The 21425-nt window shown below is 68.9% G+C and carries 18 protein-coding genes and 2 tRNA genes; 14 read left to right on the forward strand and 6 right to left on the reverse strand.

The window, feature by feature from the left end; genetic code table 11:
- Positions 1-28: 28 nt before the first annotated feature.
- A complete protein-coding gene (locus ITJ61_RS14130; protein WP_104244301.1) occupies positions 29-316 on the reverse strand; it encodes a GNAT family N-acetyltransferase in 288 nt (95 codons plus the stop codon).
- Positions 317-463: 147 nt separating this feature from the next.
- On the opposite strand from ITJ61_RS14130, the gene ITJ61_RS20360 reads away from it, so the two are divergent.
- Both ITJ61_RS20360 and ITJ61_RS14140 read left to right on the forward strand, forming a co-directional pair.
- Complete coding sequence (locus tag ITJ61_RS20360) at positions 464-1396, forward strand: M15 family metallopeptidase (RefSeq protein ID WP_104300578.1); 933 nt, start codon at positions 464-466, stop codon at positions 1394-1396.
- A 267-nt stretch (positions 1397-1663) separates the two neighbouring features.
- On the forward strand, positions 1664-3997 hold the full coding sequence (locus ITJ61_RS14140) for a hypothetical protein (protein WP_228496678.1): 2334 nt from the start codon (positions 1664-1666) through the stop codon (positions 3995-3997).
- A gap of 101 nt (positions 3998-4098) precedes the next feature.
- On the opposite strand, the gene pgm is transcribed toward ITJ61_RS14140, so the two are convergent.
- Positions 4099-5727 carry a phosphoglucomutase (alpha-D-glucose-1,6-bisphosphate-dependent) gene (pgm, locus tag ITJ61_RS14145; RefSeq protein ID WP_104244331.1) on the reverse strand — a complete coding sequence of 543 codons (1629 nt, stop codon included), beginning with the start codon at positions 5725-5727 and terminating at the stop codon, positions 4099-4101.
- A 67-nt stretch (positions 5728-5794) separates the two neighbouring features.
- Between pgm and pheA the strand changes: the two genes are divergently transcribed.
- Positions 5795-6742 (forward strand): prephenate dehydratase, encoded by a 948-nt coding sequence (pheA, locus tag ITJ61_RS14150; RefSeq protein WP_104300583.1) that lies wholly within the window; start codon positions 5795-5797, stop codon positions 6740-6742.
- Here the strand turns inward: pheA and ITJ61_RS14155 are convergent.
- Positions 6739-7062, reverse strand: a complete 324-nt coding sequence (locus ITJ61_RS14155; protein WP_104244309.1) for a DUF6907 domain-containing protein — start codon at positions 7060-7062, stop codon at positions 6739-6741. The two genes, pheA and ITJ61_RS14155, sit on opposite strands and share 4 nt — an antisense overlap.
- Before the next feature lie 245 nt (positions 7063-7307).
- On the opposite strand from ITJ61_RS14155, the gene ITJ61_RS14160 reads away from it, so the two are divergent.
- The gene (locus ITJ61_RS14160) at positions 7308-7634 is read left to right on the forward strand and encodes a hypothetical protein (RefSeq protein ID WP_194686496.1); all 327 of its coding nucleotides are present in this window, start codon (positions 7308-7310) and stop codon (positions 7632-7634) included.
- Here the strand turns inward: ITJ61_RS14160 and ITJ61_RS14165 are convergent.
- The 3 genes from ITJ61_RS14165 to ITJ61_RS14175 form a co-directional block, all read right to left on the reverse strand.
- The gene (locus ITJ61_RS14165) at positions 7631-7945 is read right to left on the reverse strand and encodes a DUF6907 domain-containing protein (protein WP_104307685.1); all 315 of its coding nucleotides are present in this window, start codon (positions 7943-7945) and stop codon (positions 7631-7633) included. The two genes, ITJ61_RS14160 and ITJ61_RS14165, sit on opposite strands and share 4 nt — an antisense overlap.
- 67 nt (positions 7946-8012) lie before the next feature.
- On the reverse strand, positions 8013-8261 hold the full coding sequence (locus ITJ61_RS14170; RefSeq protein ID WP_194686497.1) for a helix-turn-helix domain-containing protein: 249 nt from the start codon (positions 8259-8261) through the stop codon (positions 8013-8015).
- A 164-nt stretch (positions 8262-8425) separates the two neighbouring features.
- On the reverse strand, positions 8426-9592 hold the full coding sequence (locus ITJ61_RS14175) for a diacylglycerol/lipid kinase family protein (RefSeq protein WP_104244317.1): 1167 nt from the start codon (positions 9590-9592) through the stop codon (positions 8426-8428).
- An 85-nt stretch (positions 9593-9677) separates the two neighbouring features.
- Here ITJ61_RS14175 and serS point away from each other — a divergent pair, with 85 nt between their 5' ends.
- The 10 genes from serS (at position 9678) to ITJ61_RS14225 (ending at position 21076) form a co-directional block, all read left to right on the forward strand.
- A complete protein-coding gene (serS, locus tag ITJ61_RS14180) occupies positions 9678-10943 on the forward strand; it encodes a serine--tRNA ligase (RefSeq protein WP_104307686.1) in 1266 nt (421 codons plus the stop codon).
- On the forward strand, positions 10940-11776 hold the full coding sequence (locus tag ITJ61_RS14185) for an HAD family hydrolase (RefSeq protein WP_194686498.1): 837 nt from the start codon (positions 10940-10942) through the stop codon (positions 11774-11776). Before serS ends, ITJ61_RS14185 begins: the two co-directional genes overlap by 4 nt.
- An 8-nt stretch (positions 11777-11784) precedes the next feature.
- The gene (locus tag ITJ61_RS14190; RefSeq protein ID WP_194686499.1) at positions 11785-13233 is read left to right on the forward strand and encodes an LssY C-terminal domain-containing protein; all 1449 of its coding nucleotides are present in this window, start codon (positions 11785-11787) and stop codon (positions 13231-13233) included.
- Between the two features lie 100 nt (positions 13234-13333).
- Positions 13334-13421 (forward strand) — tRNA-Ser (locus ITJ61_RS14195).
- Positions 13422-13450: 29 nt separating this feature from the next.
- Positions 13451-14800, forward strand: coding sequence for an LCP family protein (locus tag ITJ61_RS14200; RefSeq protein ID WP_104244323.1), 1350 nt, complete (start codon positions 13451-13453; stop codon positions 14798-14800).
- A 117-nt stretch (positions 14801-14917) separates the two neighbouring features.
- The gene (locus ITJ61_RS14205) at positions 14918-16207 is read left to right on the forward strand and encodes an LCP family protein (RefSeq protein ID WP_194686500.1); all 1290 of its coding nucleotides are present in this window, start codon (positions 14918-14920) and stop codon (positions 16205-16207) included.
- Between the two features lie 183 nt (positions 16208-16390).
- Positions 16391-16480, forward strand: a tRNA-Ser gene (locus tag ITJ61_RS14210).
- Between the two features lie 158 nt (positions 16481-16638).
- Positions 16639-17556 carry a PRD domain-containing protein gene (locus tag ITJ61_RS14215; protein WP_194686501.1) on the forward strand — a complete coding sequence of 306 codons (918 nt, stop codon included), beginning with the start codon at positions 16639-16641 and terminating at the stop codon, positions 17554-17556.
- A 187-nt stretch (positions 17557-17743) separates the two neighbouring features.
- Complete coding sequence (locus ITJ61_RS14220) at positions 17744-19603, forward strand: beta-glucoside-specific PTS transporter subunit IIABC (protein WP_104244336.1); 1860 nt, start codon at positions 17744-17746, stop codon at positions 19601-19603.
- A gap of 60 nt (positions 19604-19663) precedes the next feature.
- On the forward strand, positions 19664-21076 hold the full coding sequence (locus ITJ61_RS14225) for a glycoside hydrolase family 1 protein (RefSeq protein WP_104244338.1): 1413 nt from the start codon (positions 19664-19666) through the stop codon (positions 21074-21076).
- The last annotated feature ends 349 nt before the right edge of the window (positions 21077-21425 follow it).

Here is a 21425-nt window from a genome sequence, read left to right on the forward strand (position 1 = left end):
CCTCCGCCCTGCCCCCGCCCCGCCGAGGTCAGCGGGTGGTGAGGGCCTGGAACTCGGGGTTCTTGCGGATGAACGAGGCGACGTACGGGCACTGCGGCACGATCGTGAGGGCCGACTGCTCGCCGAGGGCCGTGAGCGCCGCATCCGTCAGGACGGCGGCGAGACCCTGCCCCTGGTAGGCGGGGTCGACGACGGTGTGGTCGATGACGATCGCATCGGCCGTCGTGACGTAGCTCAGGTAGCCGAGTTCGTTGCCGTCGCCGTCGTTGAGGGCGAAGCGCGAGCGATCCTGCTGGTGCTGGACGGTGTTTGACATGGCCAGAGGGTACGCCGTGCCGCGAACAGCCACCTCGATGTCGGCTGTGCCAGTCCCGTGCGCCGCTCGCGGCGAGGCCGTCCCTTGTATCCGCGCCACTCGGCCAGCCCCTGGGGCGCGTGCGCAAGGCTGTGCGAGGGTTGACCGGTGACTGAGGAGCAGCAGGGCCAAGCACCCGACGATCAGGGGCGTCGTGCTGAGCGCGCTGAGCGGACGGAGCGCACCAAGCGGGGAGTCTCCGCGCGGGTTCGCCGCAACAGGAAGATCGCAGCGGCGGCGCTGGCCGTGGTCGTCCTGCTCGGCGGCGGCTTCGTCTACTGGGCGGTCACCGCGGCATCGAACGGGGATGCGAACGTGCCGACGATCGCATCCACGACGCCGCCCGCGACCCCATCTGCCTCGGCGACCTCGACACCGACGCCGGAGTCCACCCCGACGGCAGACCCCACCCCGACGGAGACGCAGCCCCCTGCGGCGGCCCTGAACATCACGGACCCCAACAGCATCACGGTGCTCGTCAACAAGCAGACCCCGCTCTCCCCGGCCGATTATGCGCCGGGCGATCTCGTGGCGATGTCCGACATCGGCGTCCCCTCCGCCAACGGCCACTCGCTCCGCTCGGAAGCGGCAACCGCAGTGCAGACCATGTTCGCGGCGGCCAGCGCCGAAGCCGGCCTCACCCTCGACATGACCAGCGGGTACCGCGACTACGGGCTCCAGACGGAGCTGTACACCGGCTACGTCGCCGAGTTGGGGCAGGAAGCCGCCGACCTCACCTCGGCCCGGCCCGGCTACAGCGAGCACCAGACGGGGCTCGCCGCAGACATCTCCTCACAGGGAGAGGGCTGCGTCCTCGAGCAGTGCTTCTCGACGACCGCCGGTGGGCAGTGGCTCGCTGCCAACGCGCACCGGTTCGGGTTCATCCTGCGCTTCCCCGACGGAGCCACCGCGACCACCGGATACGAGTTCGAGCCCTGGCACTACCGCTACGTGGGCGCCGAGACATCGGCCGCGATGCAGGCGGCCGGCGCGACGACGTACGAGGAATTCCTTGCCGCTCCCGCGGCACCGGGCTACTGAGAAGACGATGCTCGGTAGAGTTCTGCCAGAGCTTTGGAAGCAGAAGCACTCCAAGACCAGGAGGTCGAGATGGCAACGTGCCCCACGTGTGGTGCCGAAGCGCAGGTCGGACAGAGATTCTGTGCCGAGTGCGGTACCAAGCTGACGGTCGCGCGTCCTCGCGCCACTGAGGGCGAAGGCAGCAACGCGGCGCCTCGCCGTCCCGCGGATATCGGTGCTGGGGGGTTCCGCTGGAACGCCTCCGCGCCCACTCCGCCCTCCGAGGTGGTGGGTCGTGCTCGCGAGGAAGCGCAGCAGGCGGCTCCACCGTCGAGCGACGGCGACGACTTCTTCGCACGGTACCGGCCGAAGGCCGCGTCGCCGAGCGCACCGGAGGCTGACGACGACGAGGCTGACGACGCCGAGTCGGCTGCCCCGGAACCGCAGTCGTACCTCCGCTCGCGCCGCCGGTTCAACCCCGACCTGCGTGCCACGGGTGAGCGCGACATCGTCGCCCCGAACCCGGTCGCAGCGGAGCCCTTCTCTCCCCCGACCCCCGCGGTCCCGAGGAAGCCGGCCGTTCCCACAGCGGTCGAGCCCCCCGTCGAGGAGCCGACGCCCGCATCGACGCCTGCCGCGGCGGATGCTCCAGCGGCGCCGGGCGCCACGGGTCCGGTTCGCGACGCGTTCGCCTTCGAGCCGCCGACCACGGAGTTCGATGTGCTTCCCATGAGCACGCCGACGCGCGCCGCCGGTCTGACCGGATCCTCTGGCAGCGACGACGAGGCCCGAGGCCAGGTCCCGAGCTGGTTCTCCGGCCTCGAGGGCACTGGCGACCCGGCTCCCGTGGCCTCGGCACCCGCCGAACCCGCAGCACCCGCAGCACCCGCAGCACCCGCAGCACCCGCTGCGCCAGTCGAGCCCGCAGCACCCCCTGCCGCAGTGCCGACAAGCGCGGCGCCGCAGTTCGGCCGCCCACCGGTGCAGGCCGAGGACTCCACGTCGGCAGCACCCGCGAACGCGGGGCCGCGCGAGGCCACGACGGCCGAGCCGCAGGCTCCCGCGAGCAGCCCCAGGATCCCGTCCTTCCGCGCTGACCCGCCGGCTGCACCCGCGCCGAGGGTGGTCCCGTCTTCGCCGCCGATGCCGGCGACAGGCGACCCCTTGCGAGGCGCATCCGCAGCCCCTGTCTTCCCGAGCGGGCCTGCAGTCGTGCCGGGCGAGCCGCCGCGCGCAGCACCCGCGGAGAGCAGCGCCTTCGATGAGCTCCTCGCCGGAGAGCGCAGCGACGGCAGCGTCCTGGACGACTCGGATCGCCCCATCGTCTCCCGCGACTTCGAGCAGACCGGTATCGTGCCGCTGCCCTCGCGAACCCGGGATAGCTTCGGAGGCGCACGAGAGTCCGAGCGGCAGGATGCGGCCGATCTCTTCGGCGCGCCAGCCACGCCAGCTGCGCAGATCCCGCCAGCGCCATCCGCCCCGCAGGCGCCCCAGGTCCCACAGCCACCCGTGGCCGAGCACGCGCCAGACGCCGAACCGCGGACTCGCGCGCTGCCGCGACAGGGTGCGAGCCAGGAGTTCGACCACGCCCCTGCTGACGACCGCGATCGGCAGGCAGCCGCTGGCACCGCAGCTGCGACCGCCGCCGGAGCCGCAGTTGCTGGGGCTGCTCCATCACTGCCCTCCGAGCGAGGCACGACGCGGCCGCCGCGGTCCGACGATGGCCAGCGCGAAGAGGACCCGGCCAGGGAACTCCTCTCGAGCTGGTTCGACGAAGACGACGCAAGCGAGCAGCCGTCGGCGCCCGCATCCGCCGGAGCGCGCGCGTCTCGCCGGCCCGCTCAGGCCGCCACGGCGTCTGCCGCACCGGCGGGAGCCCCGCCCAGGTCTCCTGCACCCACCTCCGCCGGACCGGTCGGCGACGGGCCAGACCTCGAGCCCTCCGACCGCAACCCGTTCGATCGGGTCGGGGCGGCCCTCGGCGGCGGCAACGGCGGTGGCGGCGGTCGCATGGGAGCGGCCGTCCGCGGCCTCGACAACCGCAACCGTCGCCGTCTCGGCGTCATCGCGCTCTCGGTGGTCGGCTCGATCCTGCTGATCCTGTCCGCCATCATGATCGGCAATGTCGTCGGCGCGAACCGCGACGAGCCGACAGCGAGCGAGACTGCGCAGGAACAGCCAGCGACCGAGGATCCGACGACGCCCGCCGTCCCCGCCGCCGTTGCCGACCCCAACTTCGCCCCGGTCACGTTCACGAGCGAGACCGGCAACATCCGCTGCCAGATCACGCCGGAGACGGGTGTCACCTGCCAGCAGTACACGGTTGGCTTCGAGGTCCCGGAACAGGCCTGCGAGGCGGGAGCGACGGGCGTCGTGGTCGGTCTCGACTCGAACGGCTACACGTTCCCCTGCCTCATGGACGACATCCCGACCGAGGGCGCCGTCGTACAGCCCTACGACTCACCCGTGGCGCTCGGCGAGTTCGTGTGCGAGATCACGTTCGAGACCGGCGTGACCTGCTTCAACGCATCTGGTGACATCGTCAGCGTCGAGTACTCGGCGGGAGTCGGTCAGGCCGGACGCCTGAGCGCGACGAACCCGACCCCAGCGGCAGGGCAGTAGCGGCCCGCACGGCACGACGAAGAACGCTGCCTGCGTCCGCACCTCCCGAGCTTGACCGGAGGTGCGAGACGCAGGCAGCGTTTTCGTGCGAGGACGCGCTGCTAGGAGCCCAGCGCCGCGTCGACGATCGCCTTCGCCTCCGCCTGCACGAGCTTCAGGTGCTCTGGCCCCTTGAACGATTCGGCGTAGATCTTGTACACGTCCTCGGTGCCGGATGGGCGGGCAGCGAACCACGCGTTGGCGGTCGTGACCTTCACCCCGCCGATCGCCGCACCGTTGCCTGGGGCGTGGCTGAGGCGCGCCGTGATGGGGTCGCCGGCGACCTCGACCGCGGAGATGGCGTCGCCGTCGAGCTTGCCGAGCACGGACTTCTGCGCCGGCGTGGCCGGGGCGTCGACTCGCTCGTAGGCGGGGCGGCCGAACTCCGCGACGAGCTCCTCGTAGCGCTGCGACGGGGTCTTTCCGGTGACGGCGATGATCTCGGCCGCCAGGAGGGCGAGCAGGATGCCGTCCTTGTCGGTGGTCCAGACGGTGCCGTCCTTGCGGAGGAACGAGGCCCCTGCGGACTCCTCGCCGCCGAACACGATCGAGCCGTCGATGAGGCCGGGCACGAACCACTTGAAGCCGACGGGCACCTCGACGAGCGTGCGGCCGAGCGAGGCGGCGACGAAGTCGATCATGGTGCTCGACACGAGCGTCTTGCCGATGCCTGCCGTCACCGACCATTCGGGGCGGTGCGCGCACAGGTAGTCGATGGCCACGGCCAGGTAGTGGTTGGGGTTCATGAGGCCAGCGTCCGGGGTGACGATGCCGTGGCGGTCCGCGTCTGCATCGTTCCCGGTCAGGATGTCGTAGTCGTGGCGGCGCGCGAGCACGGAGGCCATCGCGGACTGCGACGACGGGTCCATGCGGATCTTGCCGTCCCAGTCGAGTGTCATGAACGGCCAGCGCGCATCCACGTCCGGGTTCACGACGGTGAGATCGAGGTCGTACTCGTCTGCGATGGCCTGCCAGTAGCGCACGCTCGCGCCGCCAAGGGGGTCTGCGCCGATGCGCACGCCCTCGCGCTTGATGGCGTCGACGTCGATGATGTTCTTCAGGTCGCGCACGTAGTCGCCCTTGAAGTCGTGGCGGCCCACGTTGCTCGTGTCCGGAGTGCCGCGCTTCACACCGTCGAGGCCCGCTTCGATGAGCTCGTTCGCTCGATTCGCGATCCAGCCCGTCGCGTCGCTGTCAGCCGGCCCGCCGTGCGGGGGGTTGTACTTGAAGCCGCCGTCCTGGGGAGGGTTGTGGCTCGGGGTGACGACGATGCCGTCGGCCTGCTCGGTGTTGGCCGGGTCCGCGTTGTAGCGGATGATCGCGTGGGACAGCGCCGGGGTCGGCACCCATTCGTCGTCGAGGTCGGCGAGCACGGTGACGCCGTTGCCGACGAGCACCTCGAGGGCGCTGCGCTCGGCCGGCTCGCTGAGCCCGTGCGTGTCGCGGCCGATGAAGAGCGGACCCGTGATGCCCTGCGCCTCGCGGTACTCGACGATGGCCTGCGTGATGGCGAGGATGTGGGTCTCGTTGAAGGACGAGGTGAGGCTCGAGCCGCGGTGGCCGCTCGTGCCGAACGCGACGCGTTGCGTCGAGACGGCGGGGTCGGGGATCTTCTCGGCGTACGCAGCGATGAGTGCGTCGAGATCGATGAGGTCAGATTCAAGGGCGAGGCTGCCAGCGCGATCGTGCATGTCCACAGTCTGGCACCGCGAGGTGTCTCGTGGGGAGGAAGTCGAGCATCGGCATAGGCTGATCTCCATGACCGAAGCCAGTGCCGTGCCAGATGAGCGAGAGACGTACTCCTACCTCGGGCCGGCGGGCACCTTCACGGAGGCGGCGCTCGGCCAGGTCGAGGCGGCCCGGGGGCAGATCTGGCGGCCGGTGAGCAACGTCGGCGAGGCGCTCGCCGACGTGACGACGGGGCGCAGCGTCGCGGCGATGATCGCGATCGAGAACAGCATCGAGGGTGGGGTCACGGCGTCGCAGGATGCGCTCGCCACGATTCCGGGGCTCCGGATCGCGGGGGAGTACGAGGTCTCCATCTCCTTCAGCCTCGTGGTGCGCCCTGGAACCCGTCTCGAGGATGTCCGCACCGTCTCCGCGCATCCGGTGGCGTACGGGCAGTGCCGGAGGTGGCTGCACGCCCACGTCCCGGGCCACGAGCACGTCGCCGCGAACTCGAACATCGCCAGCGTCAATGCGCTCTTCGATGAGCGGGGTGACATCGACGCCGCGATCGCGCCGCGGGGGGTCGAGGGCCGCTTCGACGTCTCGGTGCTCTCCGAGGACATCCAGGACAACAAGATGGCGCGCACGCGCTTCGCGCTCGTCAGCCTGAGCCGCGAGCTGCCCGCCAGGACGGGCGCCGACAAGACGAGCCTCATCGTGGAGCTGCCCGAGGAGTTCCCGGGATCGCTCATGGTCATGCTGGAGCAGTTCGCGACTCGCGGTGTGAACCTGTCGATGATCACCTCGCGTCCGCTGCCCGACCGCATCGGCTCCTATCGCTTCGTGCTCGACCTCGACGGCCACATCGACGATGCGAGGGTGGCGGATGCGCTGCTCGGGCTTCGCCGGTTCAGTCCGCACGTCATCTTTCTCGGCTCGTACCCGCGTGCCGACCGGAAGCCGGTCGTCGTCGACCCCAAGTGGGGCGACGAGCACTTCGGGGAAGCGGTCGACTGGCTGAACTCTCTGCGCGGCTAGCGCGAGCCGGGATCGGGACCGCAGCTCTCGAGCAGGCTCGCCGCGAGGCGTCGGGCGCTGTCGACGGTGATGTCGAGGACGGGCCCGCCGTGGAGGAGGAGTGCGAGCCACGAGACGCGCTCGTGTGCCTCCTGATGCTGCACGAGCACAAGCGGGTCGACCGCGAAGGCGTGCTGTCGCCCGCCGGGGGATTCGTGGTCGGGCCTTCGCGACACGACCGACACCTCGCGGCTGAGGCTGTAGTGCAGGGTCTCGTCGGCGTCGAGGTGCAGTGCGACGCACCATTCTGGGCATCGCTGCGTGCCGGATGTCGTGGTCATGCGCGGGGTCTCCCTGCTTGCGTGCGACGATGGCGCTCCCGGTCCGGCACAGCCGGGAGAGTCGTCGCGTGTGGCGTACTCGGTCTGTCCGGACACCGTAGAGGCGACCACCGACGTTTCGCGCCCGACCGGGCGCCCGGGTCCGCGTCGCGAGGTCCAGGTCCCGAGCGGTCGCCTCTGAGAGACTTGGGTGCCCGCCCCGGCCTGGGGTCGCGTGCATTCTCGTGTCTGGAGGAGAGACAGCCATGTCGCCCACCACTCAGCGCCTGAGGCGTCTGCTGCGCACCGCGTGCCTGCTCGTCGCAGCAGCCTTCGCCGCCGTGCTCGTCCCCTGGGAGCCCGCGACGGCGCAGGCCATCGAGATCGGGACAGCTCAGACGGCGACCGTGCAGTCTGTTCCCCAGGCGGCCATCGTCACGATCGCGGTCCTCTCGACGCTCATCATCGTGCTGCTCATCGCCTTCGTCGTCTGGATGCGTCGGCGTGGGCACGCCGAGGACGTGGATGACGCGGACGCCGCGGGGAGCGACGGCGGCGTCGACTCGAACGAGGGAGTGTCAGACACGCGCTAGGCGCTGGTGTCCTCGGCGAGCGCCTGCAGGGTGCTGCCGAGGCGTGCGGCGCTGGCTGCGGTGAGGTCGAGGACGGCTGCCCCGTCGCGCAGGACCGCCACCCAGGTCTCCGATTCTCCCGCCTCCCGGTGCGTGACCAGCTCGAGCGTCGTCGGGGTGGCTGGGACCTCGGGTCGGAAGCGAAGCTCCGCGGAGGTCGGTCGCTGCAGGAGCTCGATGGCAAGACTCTCGCCGTAGTGCAGCGTCTCGCCGTCGAGGTGCAGCGAGACGCACCAGGTGGGGCAAGGGGTGGTGCCGGTGGGGTGCTTCATCGGTCGCTACAGGTGTCCGCGAGTCAGCGGATTGGCGTCGAGCAGACCCGGATGCTGAGGCGCGGAGCTAGGCGACCGGCGATGCCGTCGGCCCGGTGTCGCCTGCGTCGGCAAGGAGGTCCATCGGCGGCACGCCGAGGAGTTCCGCCATGCCCTCGAGGGTCTGCAGCGTGATGTTGCGCTCGCCGCGCTCGACGGATCCGATGTAGGTGCGGTGCAGCCCCACCACGTCGCCGAGCGCCTCCTGGCTGATACCGCGCGAGAGGCGGATTCGACGGATGTTCTTGCCCACGCTTCGCTGGAGTTCACCGACCATGCCCCAAATGATGGAATGCCGCTACTCATGAGTCTACAGAGTTATAAGTAGCATTCTCTGCCCCGAACGAACCAGGGTCAAGCGAAACGCGGCGGTCCGTGAGACAAGTGAGCTGCGGTACGCGCGGTCTGGGCCCCTCGATGCGGGGTTCGGGCGTGTCGTCCCTAGAGCGACGGCCGGCTCGGGCTGTTCTCAGGTCCGGTGATGCCGAGGCGACGCGCGAGGGTGCGGAGCCCCTCGTTCTCGGGCATGGGCTTCGGGGTGCGCACCGTGAGGCTGGCAGGCTCGATCCAGATGCGCGCAGCGGTGATCTGCCCCGCCGCATCCCCGTCGACCTCGAACTCCTCCGGGCCGGAGTCGAGGCGGAAGGTGACCTCCTCGACCTGCGCGTAGGTGAGGGCGCGCACGTGCTTTCGGCCCTCGAGGAGGATGCGCCTGCCGACATCGGTGCGCCGCATGATGCCGGACTGCACGACGAGGCGGCCGTAGATCTGCAGCCAGCCGATCAGGCCGTTGGGGCGCATGATGGCGAGGTCGAGCCTGCCATCGTCGATCTCGGCGTCGGGCAGCAGGTGCAGCCCGCCGGGCATGAGCCCGCAGTTGCCGACCATGACGGTGGCCGCCCGGAGCGACCGCGCATGCGTCTTGCCGTCGACGCGGAGACGCAGGTGGAAGTTCGGTCCGTTGGCGACGGAGCGGGCGATGCCGCCGAGGTACGCGACCCAGCCGACCTTCTTCTTCAGGTCCTCCGAGGTATTCGCGATCATGCCGGCGTCGACGCCGACGCCGCCCATGACGGTGAACGCCATGCGCTCGCGGGTCTTGTCTTCGCGTTCGACGGCGGCCCAGCCGACGTCGATGCGCGCATCCACACCGCCGAAGGCGACTTCGACGGCTCGGGCGAGCGTTGTCATGGGGAGCGTCGAGGGCTTCGCGCCGGGCAGGAGAGTGGATGCGTTCTGCACCATCTCGGACACCGTGTCGGTCACGCCTCCCGCGACCTCGATGCCGATGTTGCGCGCGAGGAGGTTGCCGGTTCCGCCCGGGACCACGCCGAGTGCGACGTCCGTGCCCGCCAGGGTCTCGGCGACGAGTCGAACGGTTCCATCGCCCCCGGCGGCGATGACCATCGTCGCGCCAGCTTCGATGGCCTCCTTCGTCTGCCCGGCTCCGGGGTCGTCCGCGGTCGTCTCGAACCACAGGGGCTCCGGCCAGCCGTACCGTTCCGCGCTCTCGGCCGCGGCTGCGCGGAGGGCTTCTGTATCGACCTTCACTGGGTTGACGACGATGGCGGCGAGCTTGTCTGAACCCTGTCGGGCGGTATGCGGCATGCAGTGAGCCTAAGTCAGCGGCGGTGTGCGTCTGCGGCGAACGCGCTCCTCTGCTCGCGGCACCCTCGACGACTAGGCTTGGACCGTGATCGACGCCCAGCTTCTCCGTGACCAGCCCGACCTCCTCAAGCGCTCTCAGATCTCGCGCGGCAACGACCCCTCGACGGTCGATGCGGCGCTCGAGGCTGACGCTGCTCGCAGGTCTGCGATCTCCGAGTTCGAGCGGCTGCGCGCCGAGCAGAACGCCGCCTCCAAGCTGGTCGCGAAGGCCAGCAAGGAGGAGAAGCCGGCGATCCTCGCCTCGGTGAAGGACCTGGCGGTGAGCGTCAAGGCGGCGAGCCAGGCCGCGAACGAGGCGAGCGCGGCTGCGGATGCGGCCATCGGGCGCATCCAGAACCTCGTCATCGAGGGCGTGCCGGCGGGTGGCGAGGAGAACTTCGAGGTCCTCAAGACGGTGGGCGAGCGCCCGGCGTTCGACTTCGAGCCGCGCGATCATCTCGAGCTGGGGGAGCTGCTCGGGGCGATCGACATGCAGCGCGGGGCGAAGGTCTCCGGTGCTCGGTTCTACTTCCTGCGCGGCATCGGTGCCCGCCTCGAGCTGGCCCTCATGACGTATGCGCTCGATGTCGCGATCCGCAACGGCTTCGTGATGCTCACGACGCCGACGCTCGTGAAGCCGGAGATCATGCGCGGCACTGGCTTCCTCGGCGAGCACGCCGACGAGGTGTACCACCTGCAGGACGACGACCTCTACCTGACGGGCACCAGCGAGGTGGCGCTCGCGGGCTACCACTCCGACGAGATCATCGACATCGAGGCAGCGCCGATGCGCTACGCCGGCTGGTCGACCTGCTACCGCCGCGAGGCCGGTTCGCACGGCAAGGACACGCGCGGCATCATCCGCGTGCACCAGTTCAACAAGCTCGAGATGTTCGTCTACGCGAAGCCGGAGGACGCGGAGGCGGAGCACGAGCGGCTCCTCGGCTGGCAGGAGGAGGTGCTGCAGTCGCTCGGCCTGAGCTACCGCGTCATCGACACCGCCGCCGGCGACCTCGGCTCCTCGGCGGCTCGCAAGTTCGACGTCGAGGCGTGGGTTCCGACGCAGGATGCGTACCGCGAGCTCACCTCGACCTCGAACTGCACGACCTACCAGGCCCGTCGCCTGTCGACGAGGTATCGCACCGAGTCCGGCAAGACCGCGCCGGCTGCGACCCTCAACGGCACGCTCGCGACGACGCGCTGGCTCGTGGCGCTGCTCGAGACGCACCAGCGCGCCGACGGGTCGGTGGTCATCCCCGAGCCGCTGCGTCCCTACCTCGGCGGCCTCGAGGTCATGGAGCCCGTCAAATGAGCGCGGTGAACCTGCCAGAGCAGGGCGCTGCGGGCGGGCGGATGCTCGTCGCGCTCGACATCGACGGCACGATCCTCGGCATCGACGGTGCGATCCCGGACGCGACGTTCGAGCAGGTTCGGCGGCTGCAGGCCGCGGGCCACGAGGTCATGCTCGCCACCGGCCGCAGCTGGGCGGACACGCGACCCATCGCCGAGCGGCTCGGCCTCGACTCGCAGTTCCACGTGTCCGCGAACGGCGCCATGACGCTCGAGCGCGACGCGGTCGCGCAGGGCGGGTACGCGACTCGCTGGATCGAGACGTTCGACCCCACCGAAGTGCTCGTCAGCCTGCGGGGAGCGCTGGAGAACGCGATGTTCGCGGTCGAGGACCCGCAGGGTGTGTTCAAGTACAGCGGGCACTTCCCCGACGGGAGCTTCGAGGCGCGCGGCGAGGAGGTTCCCTTCGAGGGGCTCCTCAACGCCGAGGCGACGCGACTTGTCGTCATCTCCCCTGACCATTCGATCGAGGAGTTCACGGCGGTCATCGAGCGTCTCGGTCTGCACGAGGTCAGCTACTCCGTCGGCTGGACCGCGTGGCTCGACATCGCGCCGGAGGGCGTCAACAAGGGGACAGCGCTCGAGCGGGTGCGCCGCGAGCTCGGCATCCCGATGGACCGGGTCGTGGTCGCCGGCGACGGGCGCAACGACATCGAGATGCTGCAGTGGGCGTCCAACGGCGGCACGGCCATCGCCATGGGCGACGCCCCGCAGGAGGTCATCGACGCTGGCACGGTGCTGGCGCCGGACTTCGCGCACGACGGACTCGGCGTGGCACTGAGCAGGCTCAGCTAGGCGACGGCATGACCGTCGACGTGCCGCGGAGGCGCCCGCTCGCCGCCATCGGCCAAGCGCTCGACGGCTTCTTCTTCGTCTTCGCAGGACTGGCAGCGATCTGGCTCGCGGTGCTCGTCGCCGATGACTCGTTCCAGGTCGGCTGGTGGGGGATCCTCCTGCTGCTCGCCTTCTGGGGCCTGCTCGCGTACCTCGTCCTGCCGCGCATCCACCGCATCCTGACGACCGTGTACGTGCCCGACTACTTCATCGGCAGGGCGCGGACCAGCGACGGCCTGCTCGGCGACCCCATCAACCTGGGGCTGCTCGGACACGAGGCCGAGCTGCATGATGCGATGCGCGCTGCCGGCTGGACGCGAGCCGACGACATCTCGCTGCGCACGAGCCTCGGCATCATCTCCTCGACGGTCACCCGTCGCAGCTATCACGAGGCGCCGGTCAGCCCGCTGTTCCTCTTCGGTCGGCAGCAGGACTTCGCGTACCAGCAGGAGGTCGCAGGCAACCCGGCGAAGCGGCATCACGTGCGCTTCTGGAAGTGCCCGGACGGCTGGCTGCTGCCCGGCGGCACCCGGGTCGACTGGCTCGCGGCCGGCACCTTCGACCGTGCTGTCGGCTTCTCGCTCTTCACGCTGCAGGTGACGCACAAGATCGACGCCGACACCGATATCGAGCGCGACCACATCGTCGCCACAGTGCTCGAGGGCACGCCTCGGGCGTCCGTCGCGGTGCTCAAGGACTTCTCGACGGGCTACCACTCGCGCAACGGCGGCGGCGACTCGATCCGCACCGACGGCAACCTGCCGGTGCTGCAGCTGCCGAGCACCTCCGATGCGCCGCTGACCGTCCCCGAGCCCGTGCTGCTGCCCTCGGCCAGCGGTGCTCCCGCAGATCGCCTCGAATCCGCTCCCCGCGACTCGACTCTCCCGGCGCCATCGGCGCCATCGACGAAGAAGCGCGCCGCCTTCGAGGCCATGAGCACCTCGAGCCCCATCGAGAGCTCGGTCGCCGAGGAGGTGCGCCGGCATGGGCGCCCCATCACCATCACGTTCGGCGCGATCGTCGTCTTCGGTCGGGCGCTGCTCGCTCTGCTCCTCTTCGGCGTGCTGGCGCTCATCGGGCCGGACGGCATGCGCGAGGTGCTGACGGATGCCGAGCTCTCCGGGACAGACGCGACGGCCCTCGCGGAGCCGGCCTGGATCGCCAGCATGGTCGTGGGCGGGATCGTCGTCTCCTCGACGCTGCTGCTCGGCATCCTCGTGCTGCGTGGCGTGAACTGGGCGCGCATCACGCTGCTGCTCTACGCGGCCGGGTCGATCGCCCTGCAGTTCGGCGGCTGGTGGGCAGGAGATGAGGAAATCAGGTTCAGCACTACCCTCGCGTTCACCGCTCTGGATATCCTGTCCTTGCTGGCTCTGTCAGGGAAGCCGGCGCGTCAGTACTCGCGGCAGCGTCCGTGAGTCTGCGTCGAACGTCCGGGTAACCAGATATTTCACTTTCGGTTACCATGGACACGCGAAGAGCTCGAAAACGATACTGAATCGTTGTCTGAGCACTTCTGGAGGGCTGTCCGAGCGGCCGATGGAGCTGGTCTTGAAAACCAGTGGGCAGCAATGTCTCGTGGGTTCGAATCCCACGCCCTCCGCCACCAATCCCCTGACGTGAGGAACACCGCCTGTGACGCATCCCGGACCATCCCGCGCTCGGCGCGGCTACGTTCCGGGCAAGGGCGTGCAGGAGGAGACCCCGAAGGTGACCTCTGCGCGCCACGGCAAGCAGCACGTGACGACGCCCACGAACTCGGTCGTCAAGACCGGGACGATCGCCCTCTGCGTCGCACTCGTCAGCGTCATGTTCGTCGGTGCGCTCGCCTGGATCAACCTGCAGTCGAAGGTCACGACCTTCGACATCGCCGACCCGTCCGGCTCGGAGGAGCCGGCGAGCTTCGCCGAGATCGAGGGCGGCATCAACGTGCTGCTCGTCGGCAGCGACGACCGAACCGGTCAGGGCGCGGAGTTCGGCGAGGGAGAAGCCGATGCGGACGGCGTGCTCAACGACGTCAACATGCTGCTGCACATCGCGGAGGACCGCTCGAGTGCGTCCGTCGTCAGCATCCCGCGCGACACGATCGTGAACCAGCCGGCCTGCACCAACGACCAGGGTGTTGCCATGGAAGAGGCCATCGAGGTCCCCATGAACAGCATCCTCGGCGAGGGCGGCATGAACTGCGTCGTGTCGACGGTCGAGGCGATGAGCGGCATCGAGATCCCCTACGCGGCGATGGTGAAGTTCCGCGGCGTCATCGAGATGTCGAACGCCGTCGGCGGCGTCGACGTGTGCGTCGCGAACGAGATCAGCGACGACTATGTCGGCCTGTACCTGCAGCCGGGCGACTACACGCTCCAGGGTGAGGATGCGCTGAAGTTCCTCCGCACCCGCCACGGCGTGGGCGACGGCAGCGACCTGACCCGCATCGCGAACCAGCAGGTGTTCCTGTCGGCGCTCATCCGCGAGGTGAAGAGCGCTGGAACGCTCACGAACCCCGTCAAGCTGTACGGCCTGGGCGTCGCGGCGACGCAGAACATGACCATGTCGAGCTCGCTGACCGACCCGAACACGCTCGTCAGCATGGCGATGGCGCTCTCGCAGGTGCCCCTCGACAAGATCACCTTCGTGCAGCTGCCGACCGCGGCGTACGACTCGGCGCGCGTGCAGCCACTCGAGCCGGACGCCTCCGCCATGTGGGAGCTGCTGCGCACCGACCAGTCGCTGGAGGTCGCGGGCGCGCCAGAGCCCACCGAGACGCCGGCCGACCCGAGCGCGACGGTCTCCATCGACCCGGCCACGGGCTGGGAGATCGACCCGACGACCGGCTTCCCCATCGACCCGGCGACGGGTATCCCCGTCGACCCCGCCACGGGGCTGCCGGTCGAGACGCCGCCGACGAGCGCCGTGCCGCAGCCCACGCTCGCGGGCCAGCGGGCCGACGAGGAGTCATGCTCCAACGCGAGCTCGTCGCTGTTCTGATCATCGACGCTTCCTGACCACCCGCGTCTGCTGGCATCCTGCGCGGGGTCAGGAGATCCATGTTCGCGCGCTCTATGCTGACGAACTCGACGTACGCTCCGGGGGAGGCCCGCACCTGTGACGACTTCTCGACGACGGGGAAGCAGCGCCCAGCGCTTCGACCGTGCCGGTGACGATGGCATCCTGCACCCGGATGCGCGGGGTGGGGTCGCCCAGCATGGCCGCCTGCCCGTCACCTCCGCCGCTCGCTCGCTCGGCAAGGGGCTGCTCGTCGCGCTCTCCGCGGCGCTCGTGAGCGTGCTCGCGATCGGCGGGATCGCAGCGGCGAACCTCGGCGGCAACCTGCAGCTGCTGCCGGACCCGGGCGGGGATGAGCCGCCCGTCGCGTTCGACGAGATCGAGGGCGGCTTCAACATCCTCCTCGTCGGCAGCGACGACCGCACGGGTCAGGGCGCCGAGTACGGGGAAGGCGACGAGGCGGCCTCCGGGGTGCTCAACGACGTGAACATGCTGCTGCACGTCTCGGCGGACCGCACGCACGCCTCCGTCGTCAGCATCCCTCGCGACACGATGGTCGACCAGCCGGCGTGCACCAACGACGAGGGGGTGCAGATGGAGGAGCGCTACGAGGTCCCCATGAACAGCATCCTCGGCGAGGGCGGCATGGGCTGCGTCGTCGAGACCGTCGAGGCGATGAGCGGCCTCGACATCCCGTACGCCGCGATGGTGCAGTTCCTCGGGGTCATCGAGATGTCGAACGCCGTCGGCGGCGTCGACGTGTGCGTGGCGAACGAGATCAGCGACGACTACGTCGGCCTCTACCTGCAGCCGGGCAACTACTCGCTGCAGGGCGAGGATGCGCTGAAGTTCCTCCGCACCCGCCACGGCGTGGGTGGCAGCGACCTGCAGCGCATCGCGAACCAGCAGGTGTTCCTTTCGTCCCTCATCCGCGAGGTGAAGAGCGCTGGCACGCTCGCGAACCCGACCAAGCTGTACGGACTCGGGGTCGCGGCGACGCAGAACATGAAGATGACGAAGTCGCTCGCGGATGTGCCGACCCTCATGGGCATGGCTACGGCGCTCAACAAGGTCGACCTGTCGAAGATCTCGTTCGTGCAGCTGCCGACGGGCGACTACGACGGTTCGCGGGTCATTCCGCTGGAGCCGGATGCGACGGCCATGTGGGACCTGCTGGCGGCAGACCAGCCGCTGTCCGTCGCCGGTGCGCCGGGCGATGAGGGCGCGGTCGCCGACGATGGGACCACCGGCGATGGCACGACCGGCGAGGACGCGGCGACGGATGCGCCCGTCGACCCGAACGCCCCCGTCGCGACCCCCGCGCCCACCTTCGCGGGCCAGGCCGCCGACCAGGAGTCCTGCTCGAACCCGACGACCCTCTTCGGCTAGCCAGCGCGTACCCTCCCCGCGCACCCGCGCTCCCGCCCGCCCCTCCGCTGCCCGAATGGGGCGGTTTCACCCCGTGTTGCGGCCGAGGACGGGGTGAAACTGCCCCATCCGCGGGGTTGGTCGTGCGAAATCTCGCGCTCAGTTCGGAAGTTGCGCCGCGACCCGCTACGATAGGTGAGTCTTGGAGACGTCGCATAGTCCGGCCGAGTGCACCACCCTGCTAAGGTGGAGTCCCCTTTGAGGGGACCAGGGGTTCAAATCCCCTCGTCTCCGCTCTGCAGAGAACACCAAGATGAAGCCCCGGTACGAGCCCAGCTCGGAGCCGGGGTTTCGTGCATTCGCGTGCACGTGCGTGCATCCACCTGCGTGCACCGCCCAGCCGGCTCGCTCCCCGCGCTTGCCGTCGAGCCTGGCGCAATACAATGCCCATCATGGGCGAATCCCGCAGGAGGAGCTCCTCGAAGGCACAAAGCTCCCCGACTCCTGGCATCTCGAAGGTCATCAACAACAACGTTGTGATCCAGATCGATGGGGCCGGGCAGGAGCGTGTGCTGATGGGGCGCGGTCTCGGCTTCCAGTTGAAGCCGGGTGACCTCATCGACCCCTCGAGGGTGGAGAAGACGTTCGTGCTCGCGACGGGCAGCGAGGGCGACCAGGCCCTGCAGCTGCTGAGCGCCGTGCCGTACCCCGTGGTCGAGGCGGTCATGAGCGCGGTCGACGAGGCCGAGCGGATGCTGGGACGCGACCTCGGCAAGCGGCTTCCCCTCGCGGTCATCGACCACATCCAGTACGTGCTCGAGCGGCTCGATCGGGGCATCCGCATTCCGGCGACGTCGATGCCGGAGCTGCGCGTGCTGCACCCGCAGGAGTTCGCGGCGTCGAAGCACATGGCGAAGGTCATCTCCTCGGCCCTCGACCGGGAGCTCCCGCCGGAGGAGGCCGTGTTCCTGACGATGCACGTGCTGAACTCGACGCGCGACGAGCCCGACGGCACTTCCGCCCTGCTCTTCCGCCGCGTCCAGCACGTGGTCGTGACCGTCGAAGCCGGCCTCGGCGTCGACCTCGACGTCGACAGCCACGACTACGCGCGCTTCGTGCTGCACATCCAGTTCCTCCTGCAGCGGCTCGTGTCGCGCAGCATGCTCCGCTCCACGGACTCGTCGTTCTTCGACTTCACGAAGCGCACCTACCCGCGCTCGTTCGCGATCGCCGAGCAGGTGAAGGGGTACGTGCGGGAGGCGACGGGGGTCGAGCTGACCGACGAGGAGCTCCTGTACGTGACGGTCCACATCGAACGGCTCGCGCAGCACATTGCCTATGGCACAGACGTGGAGCCGATGCTAGAGTGACTGCCGCAGGGCAATGAAGTCCTGCGGAATCCTTGGATTGTTACCGGTCAAGCGGGCAAAACCTGAACTCATATCGCCGAAATGGCGGTGTTCGAGTTCAGGTTTTTTTGTTGCCCAAAATCTGCCGGTTCGGCCCAGGGGCTCCAGACCGAATTGCCGCCGATGGCGGGAGAAGGAGAGCGGTCCCATGGATCACTCAAGAGTTGCAGCGGATGTGCTCAAGGGCGTCGGCGGCGAAGAGAACGTCAAGTCGGTCGTGCACTGCATGACCCGGCTGCGCTTCGCGATCAGGGATGACGCGAAGATCGACAAGGCCGCTGTCAAGGCCATCCCGGGCGTCATCACGACGGCCGAGGCCGGCGGCCAGTACCAGGTCGTCATCGGCAACGAGGTCCCGGAGGTGTACGCCGAGCTCGGGAAGATCTCGAACCTCGTCGCGGGCACGCAGACGGCGACGGTCGATCCCGACGAGCCGAAGAAGAACCTCTTCAACCGCTTCATCTCGATGATCGCGGCGCTGTTCACCCCACTGCTGTGGGCGCTCGCCGGCACCGGTCTGCTGAAGGCATTCCTGTCCGCCGCGGCGACCTTCGGCTGGATCGCCACCGACACGTCGACGTACCTCGTCCTCAACGCGCTCTCCGACGCGTTCATCAACTTCCTGCCGATGGCGCTCGCGATCACGGCGGCACGCTACTTCAAGGCCTCCGAGTGGACCTCGTTCGCGATCGCCGGCGCGCTGGTCTATCCGACGATCACTCCGCTGGTCGGAGCCGAGGGACTGACGTTCTTCGGCATCCCGTTCACGATGGTCAGCTACGTCTCCAGCGTCATCCCGATCATCCTCATCGTGTGGCTGCAGAGCTACGCGGAGAAGTTCCTCTACGCGAAGCTGCACTCCTCGGTCCGCCGCTTCCTGACGCCCATGATCGTGGTTCTGATCGCGGTGCCCCTCGTGTTCGTCGTCGTCGGCCCGATCTCCGCGCTCCTGAGCGGATGGCTCGGCGAGGGCATCGGCTGGATCTTCGCGAACGTCCCGTGGCTCGGCGGCGCGATCATGGGTGGTCTGTGGCAGGTCTTCGTCATCTTCGGACTCCACTGGGGCTTCGTGCCGCTGTTCACTCTCGAGTTCCAGGCAACAGGTCAGATCCTGCTGATCGGCCCGGTGTTCGCTGCCGTCCTCGCGCAGTCCGCTGCCGTCGCCGGCGTGTGGGTCCGCACCCGCGACAAGAAGCTCAAGTCGCTCGCCGCACCCGCCACGCTGTCCGGCTTCCTCGCCGGCATCACCGAGCCCGCGATCTACGGCATCAACCTGCCCCTCAAGCGCCCCTTCATCTTCGGCGTCATCGGCGGCGCACTCGGCGGGGCGATCATCGCCATGGGCGGCGTCTTCTCCACCGCCTTCGTCGTTCCCTCCGGGCTGGCGCTGCCTGCGCTCTTCGGCAACGGCAACATGGTCTTCCTCGGCCTCGGCCTGGTCGCGGCGATCGTGGTGTCGTTCCTCCTCACCGTCATCCTCGGCTTCAAGGACCCGGTGGAGGAGGAAGCTCCGGCCAAGGCCGCAAGCAACGACCTCGAGATCCTCAGCCCCCTCGACGGCACCGCGGTTGCGCTGTCCGAGGTCTCCGACCCCGTCTTCGCCGGCGGTGTGCTCGGCAAGGGCGCGGCGGTCATCCCCAGCTCCGGCGCCGTCTACGCACCGTTCGACGGTGTCGTGGCAGCCGCCTTCCCGACGGGCCACGCGGTGGGCCTGCGCCACGCGGACGGTGCCGAGGTGCTCATCCACATCGGTGTCGACACGGTGAAGCTGAACGGCCAGCACTTCACGATGAAGGTCGAGTCCGGCCAGGCCGTGAAGGCTGGCGAGCTGCTCATCGAGTTCGACGTCGACGCCGTCAAGGCGGCGGGCTACGACGTGACGACGCCCGTCATCATCACGAATTCAGAGCTGTACCCGGAGATCACGAGCCAGGTGACCGGTCCCATCTCGCACGGAGAGTCGCTGTACCTGGCCAAGTCGGTCGAGACCGTGGCGCTCGCCAAGTAGCCGCATCCACACCGCACGACTTCACGCACCAACGCATCGCAGAACGAAGGAGACACGCGAATGACGACAACGAACTTCCCAGACGGATTCCTCTGGGGCGGCGCGACCGCAGCCAACCAGCTCGAGGGCGGCTACCTCGACGGGGGCAAGGGCCTCTCCATCCAGGACGTCATGCCGAAGGGCATCATGGCGCCGCCGACCGAGGGGCCGACGGACGACAACCTCAAGCACGTCGGCATCGACTTCTACAACCGCTACGCGGAGGACATCGCGCTCTTCGCCGAGATGGGGTTCAAGACGTTCCGCTTCTCGATCGCGTGGAGCCGCATCTTCCCGAAGGGCGACGAGCTGGAGCCCAACGAGGAGGGCCTCGCGTTCTACGACCGAGTGCTCGACGAGCTGGAGAAGCACGGCATCGAGCCGCTCGTCACGATCTCGCACTACGAGACGCCGCTGCACCTCGCGCAGCAGTACGACGGCTGGGTGAGCCGCGAGCTCATCGGCTTCTACGAGCGCTACGCCCGAGTGCTGTTCGAGCGCTACGGCTCGCGAGTGAAGTACTGGCTCACGTTCAACGAGATCAACTCGGTGCTGCACGCCCCGCTCCTGAGCGGTGGCATCCTCACACCGAAGGAGCAGCTCAGCGAGCAGGACCTGTACCAGGCCATCCACCACGAGCTCGTCGCCTCGGCGCTCGCGACGAAGATCGCGCACGAGGTCGCCCCGAATGCGCAGGTCGGCTGCATGCTCATCGCCATGCCCGTCTACCCGCTCACGCCGAGCCCCGCGGATGCGCTCAAGGTCATGGACGTCGACCACTCGAACCTCATGTTCGGCGACGTGCACGTGCGCGGCGAGTACCCGGGCTTCGCGCTGCGCCTCTTCAAGGAGAAGGGCATCGACCTCAACATCACGGATGAGGACCGCGAGATCCTGAAGAACACGGTCGACTTCATCTCGTTCAGCTACTACATGAGCATCGCCGAGACGGCGGATCCCGCTGCCGGCGCCGGTGAAGGCAACATCATGGGCGGCGTGCCCAACCCGACGCTGGAGAAGAGCGAGTGGGGCTGGGCGATCGACCCGACCGGCCTGCGCATCGTCATGAACCAGTTCTGGGAGCGGTGGCAGAAGCCGCTGTTCATCGTCGAGAACGGGCTCGGGGCGAAGGACCAGCTCGTCGAGATCGACGGCGTGAAGACCGTCGATGACGGCTACCGCATCGCCTACCTCAACGACCACCTCGTGCAGGCAGGCGAAGCGATCGCTGACGGCGTCGAGCTGCTCGGCTACACGACGTGGGGCTGCATCGACCTCGTCTCGGCGAGCACGGCGCAGCTGAGCAAGCGATACGGCTTCATCTACGTCGACCGCAACGACGACGGCTCCGGCACGCTCGAGCGCTACAAGAAGAAGTCGTTCGACTGGTACGCCGAGGTCATCCGCACCAACGGAGGAAGCCTGCAGGCGTAACGGCCAGCATCCCGAGCTCCCGATATCCAGGTCCCTGCGACCCGGACGCCGGGGCCGGCACTCGCAGGAGGCGGGTCGCGCACATCGCGCGGCCCGCCTTTTCGCGTCGAGCGGGCGGGCGCGCGGGCGCGCAGGCTCTGCCGAACGGGTGCCGGGCGGGCCTGTCCAACATCAGTGCAATATCGGCCGTTGCAGGCCCCCAGGGCCGAGTTCGGCCACTTTCTGCACTGATGTTGGACAGTCGACGCGGGAAGCGACCGGTCGTCTTGGACCGCGCGACCGGATTCTCCGCGGCGCGACCCGCCGCGCGTGTTGCCTGTGAGGCAACTCGGGGTCGAGCGTGCGCCAC

Origin of the sequence: Pseudoclavibacter sp. VKM Ac-2888 (assembly GCF_015351285.1) — a bacterium.
In the GTDB taxonomy this organism is placed as follows: domain Bacteria; phylum Actinomycetota; class Actinomycetes; order Actinomycetales; family Microbacteriaceae; genus Pseudoclavibacter.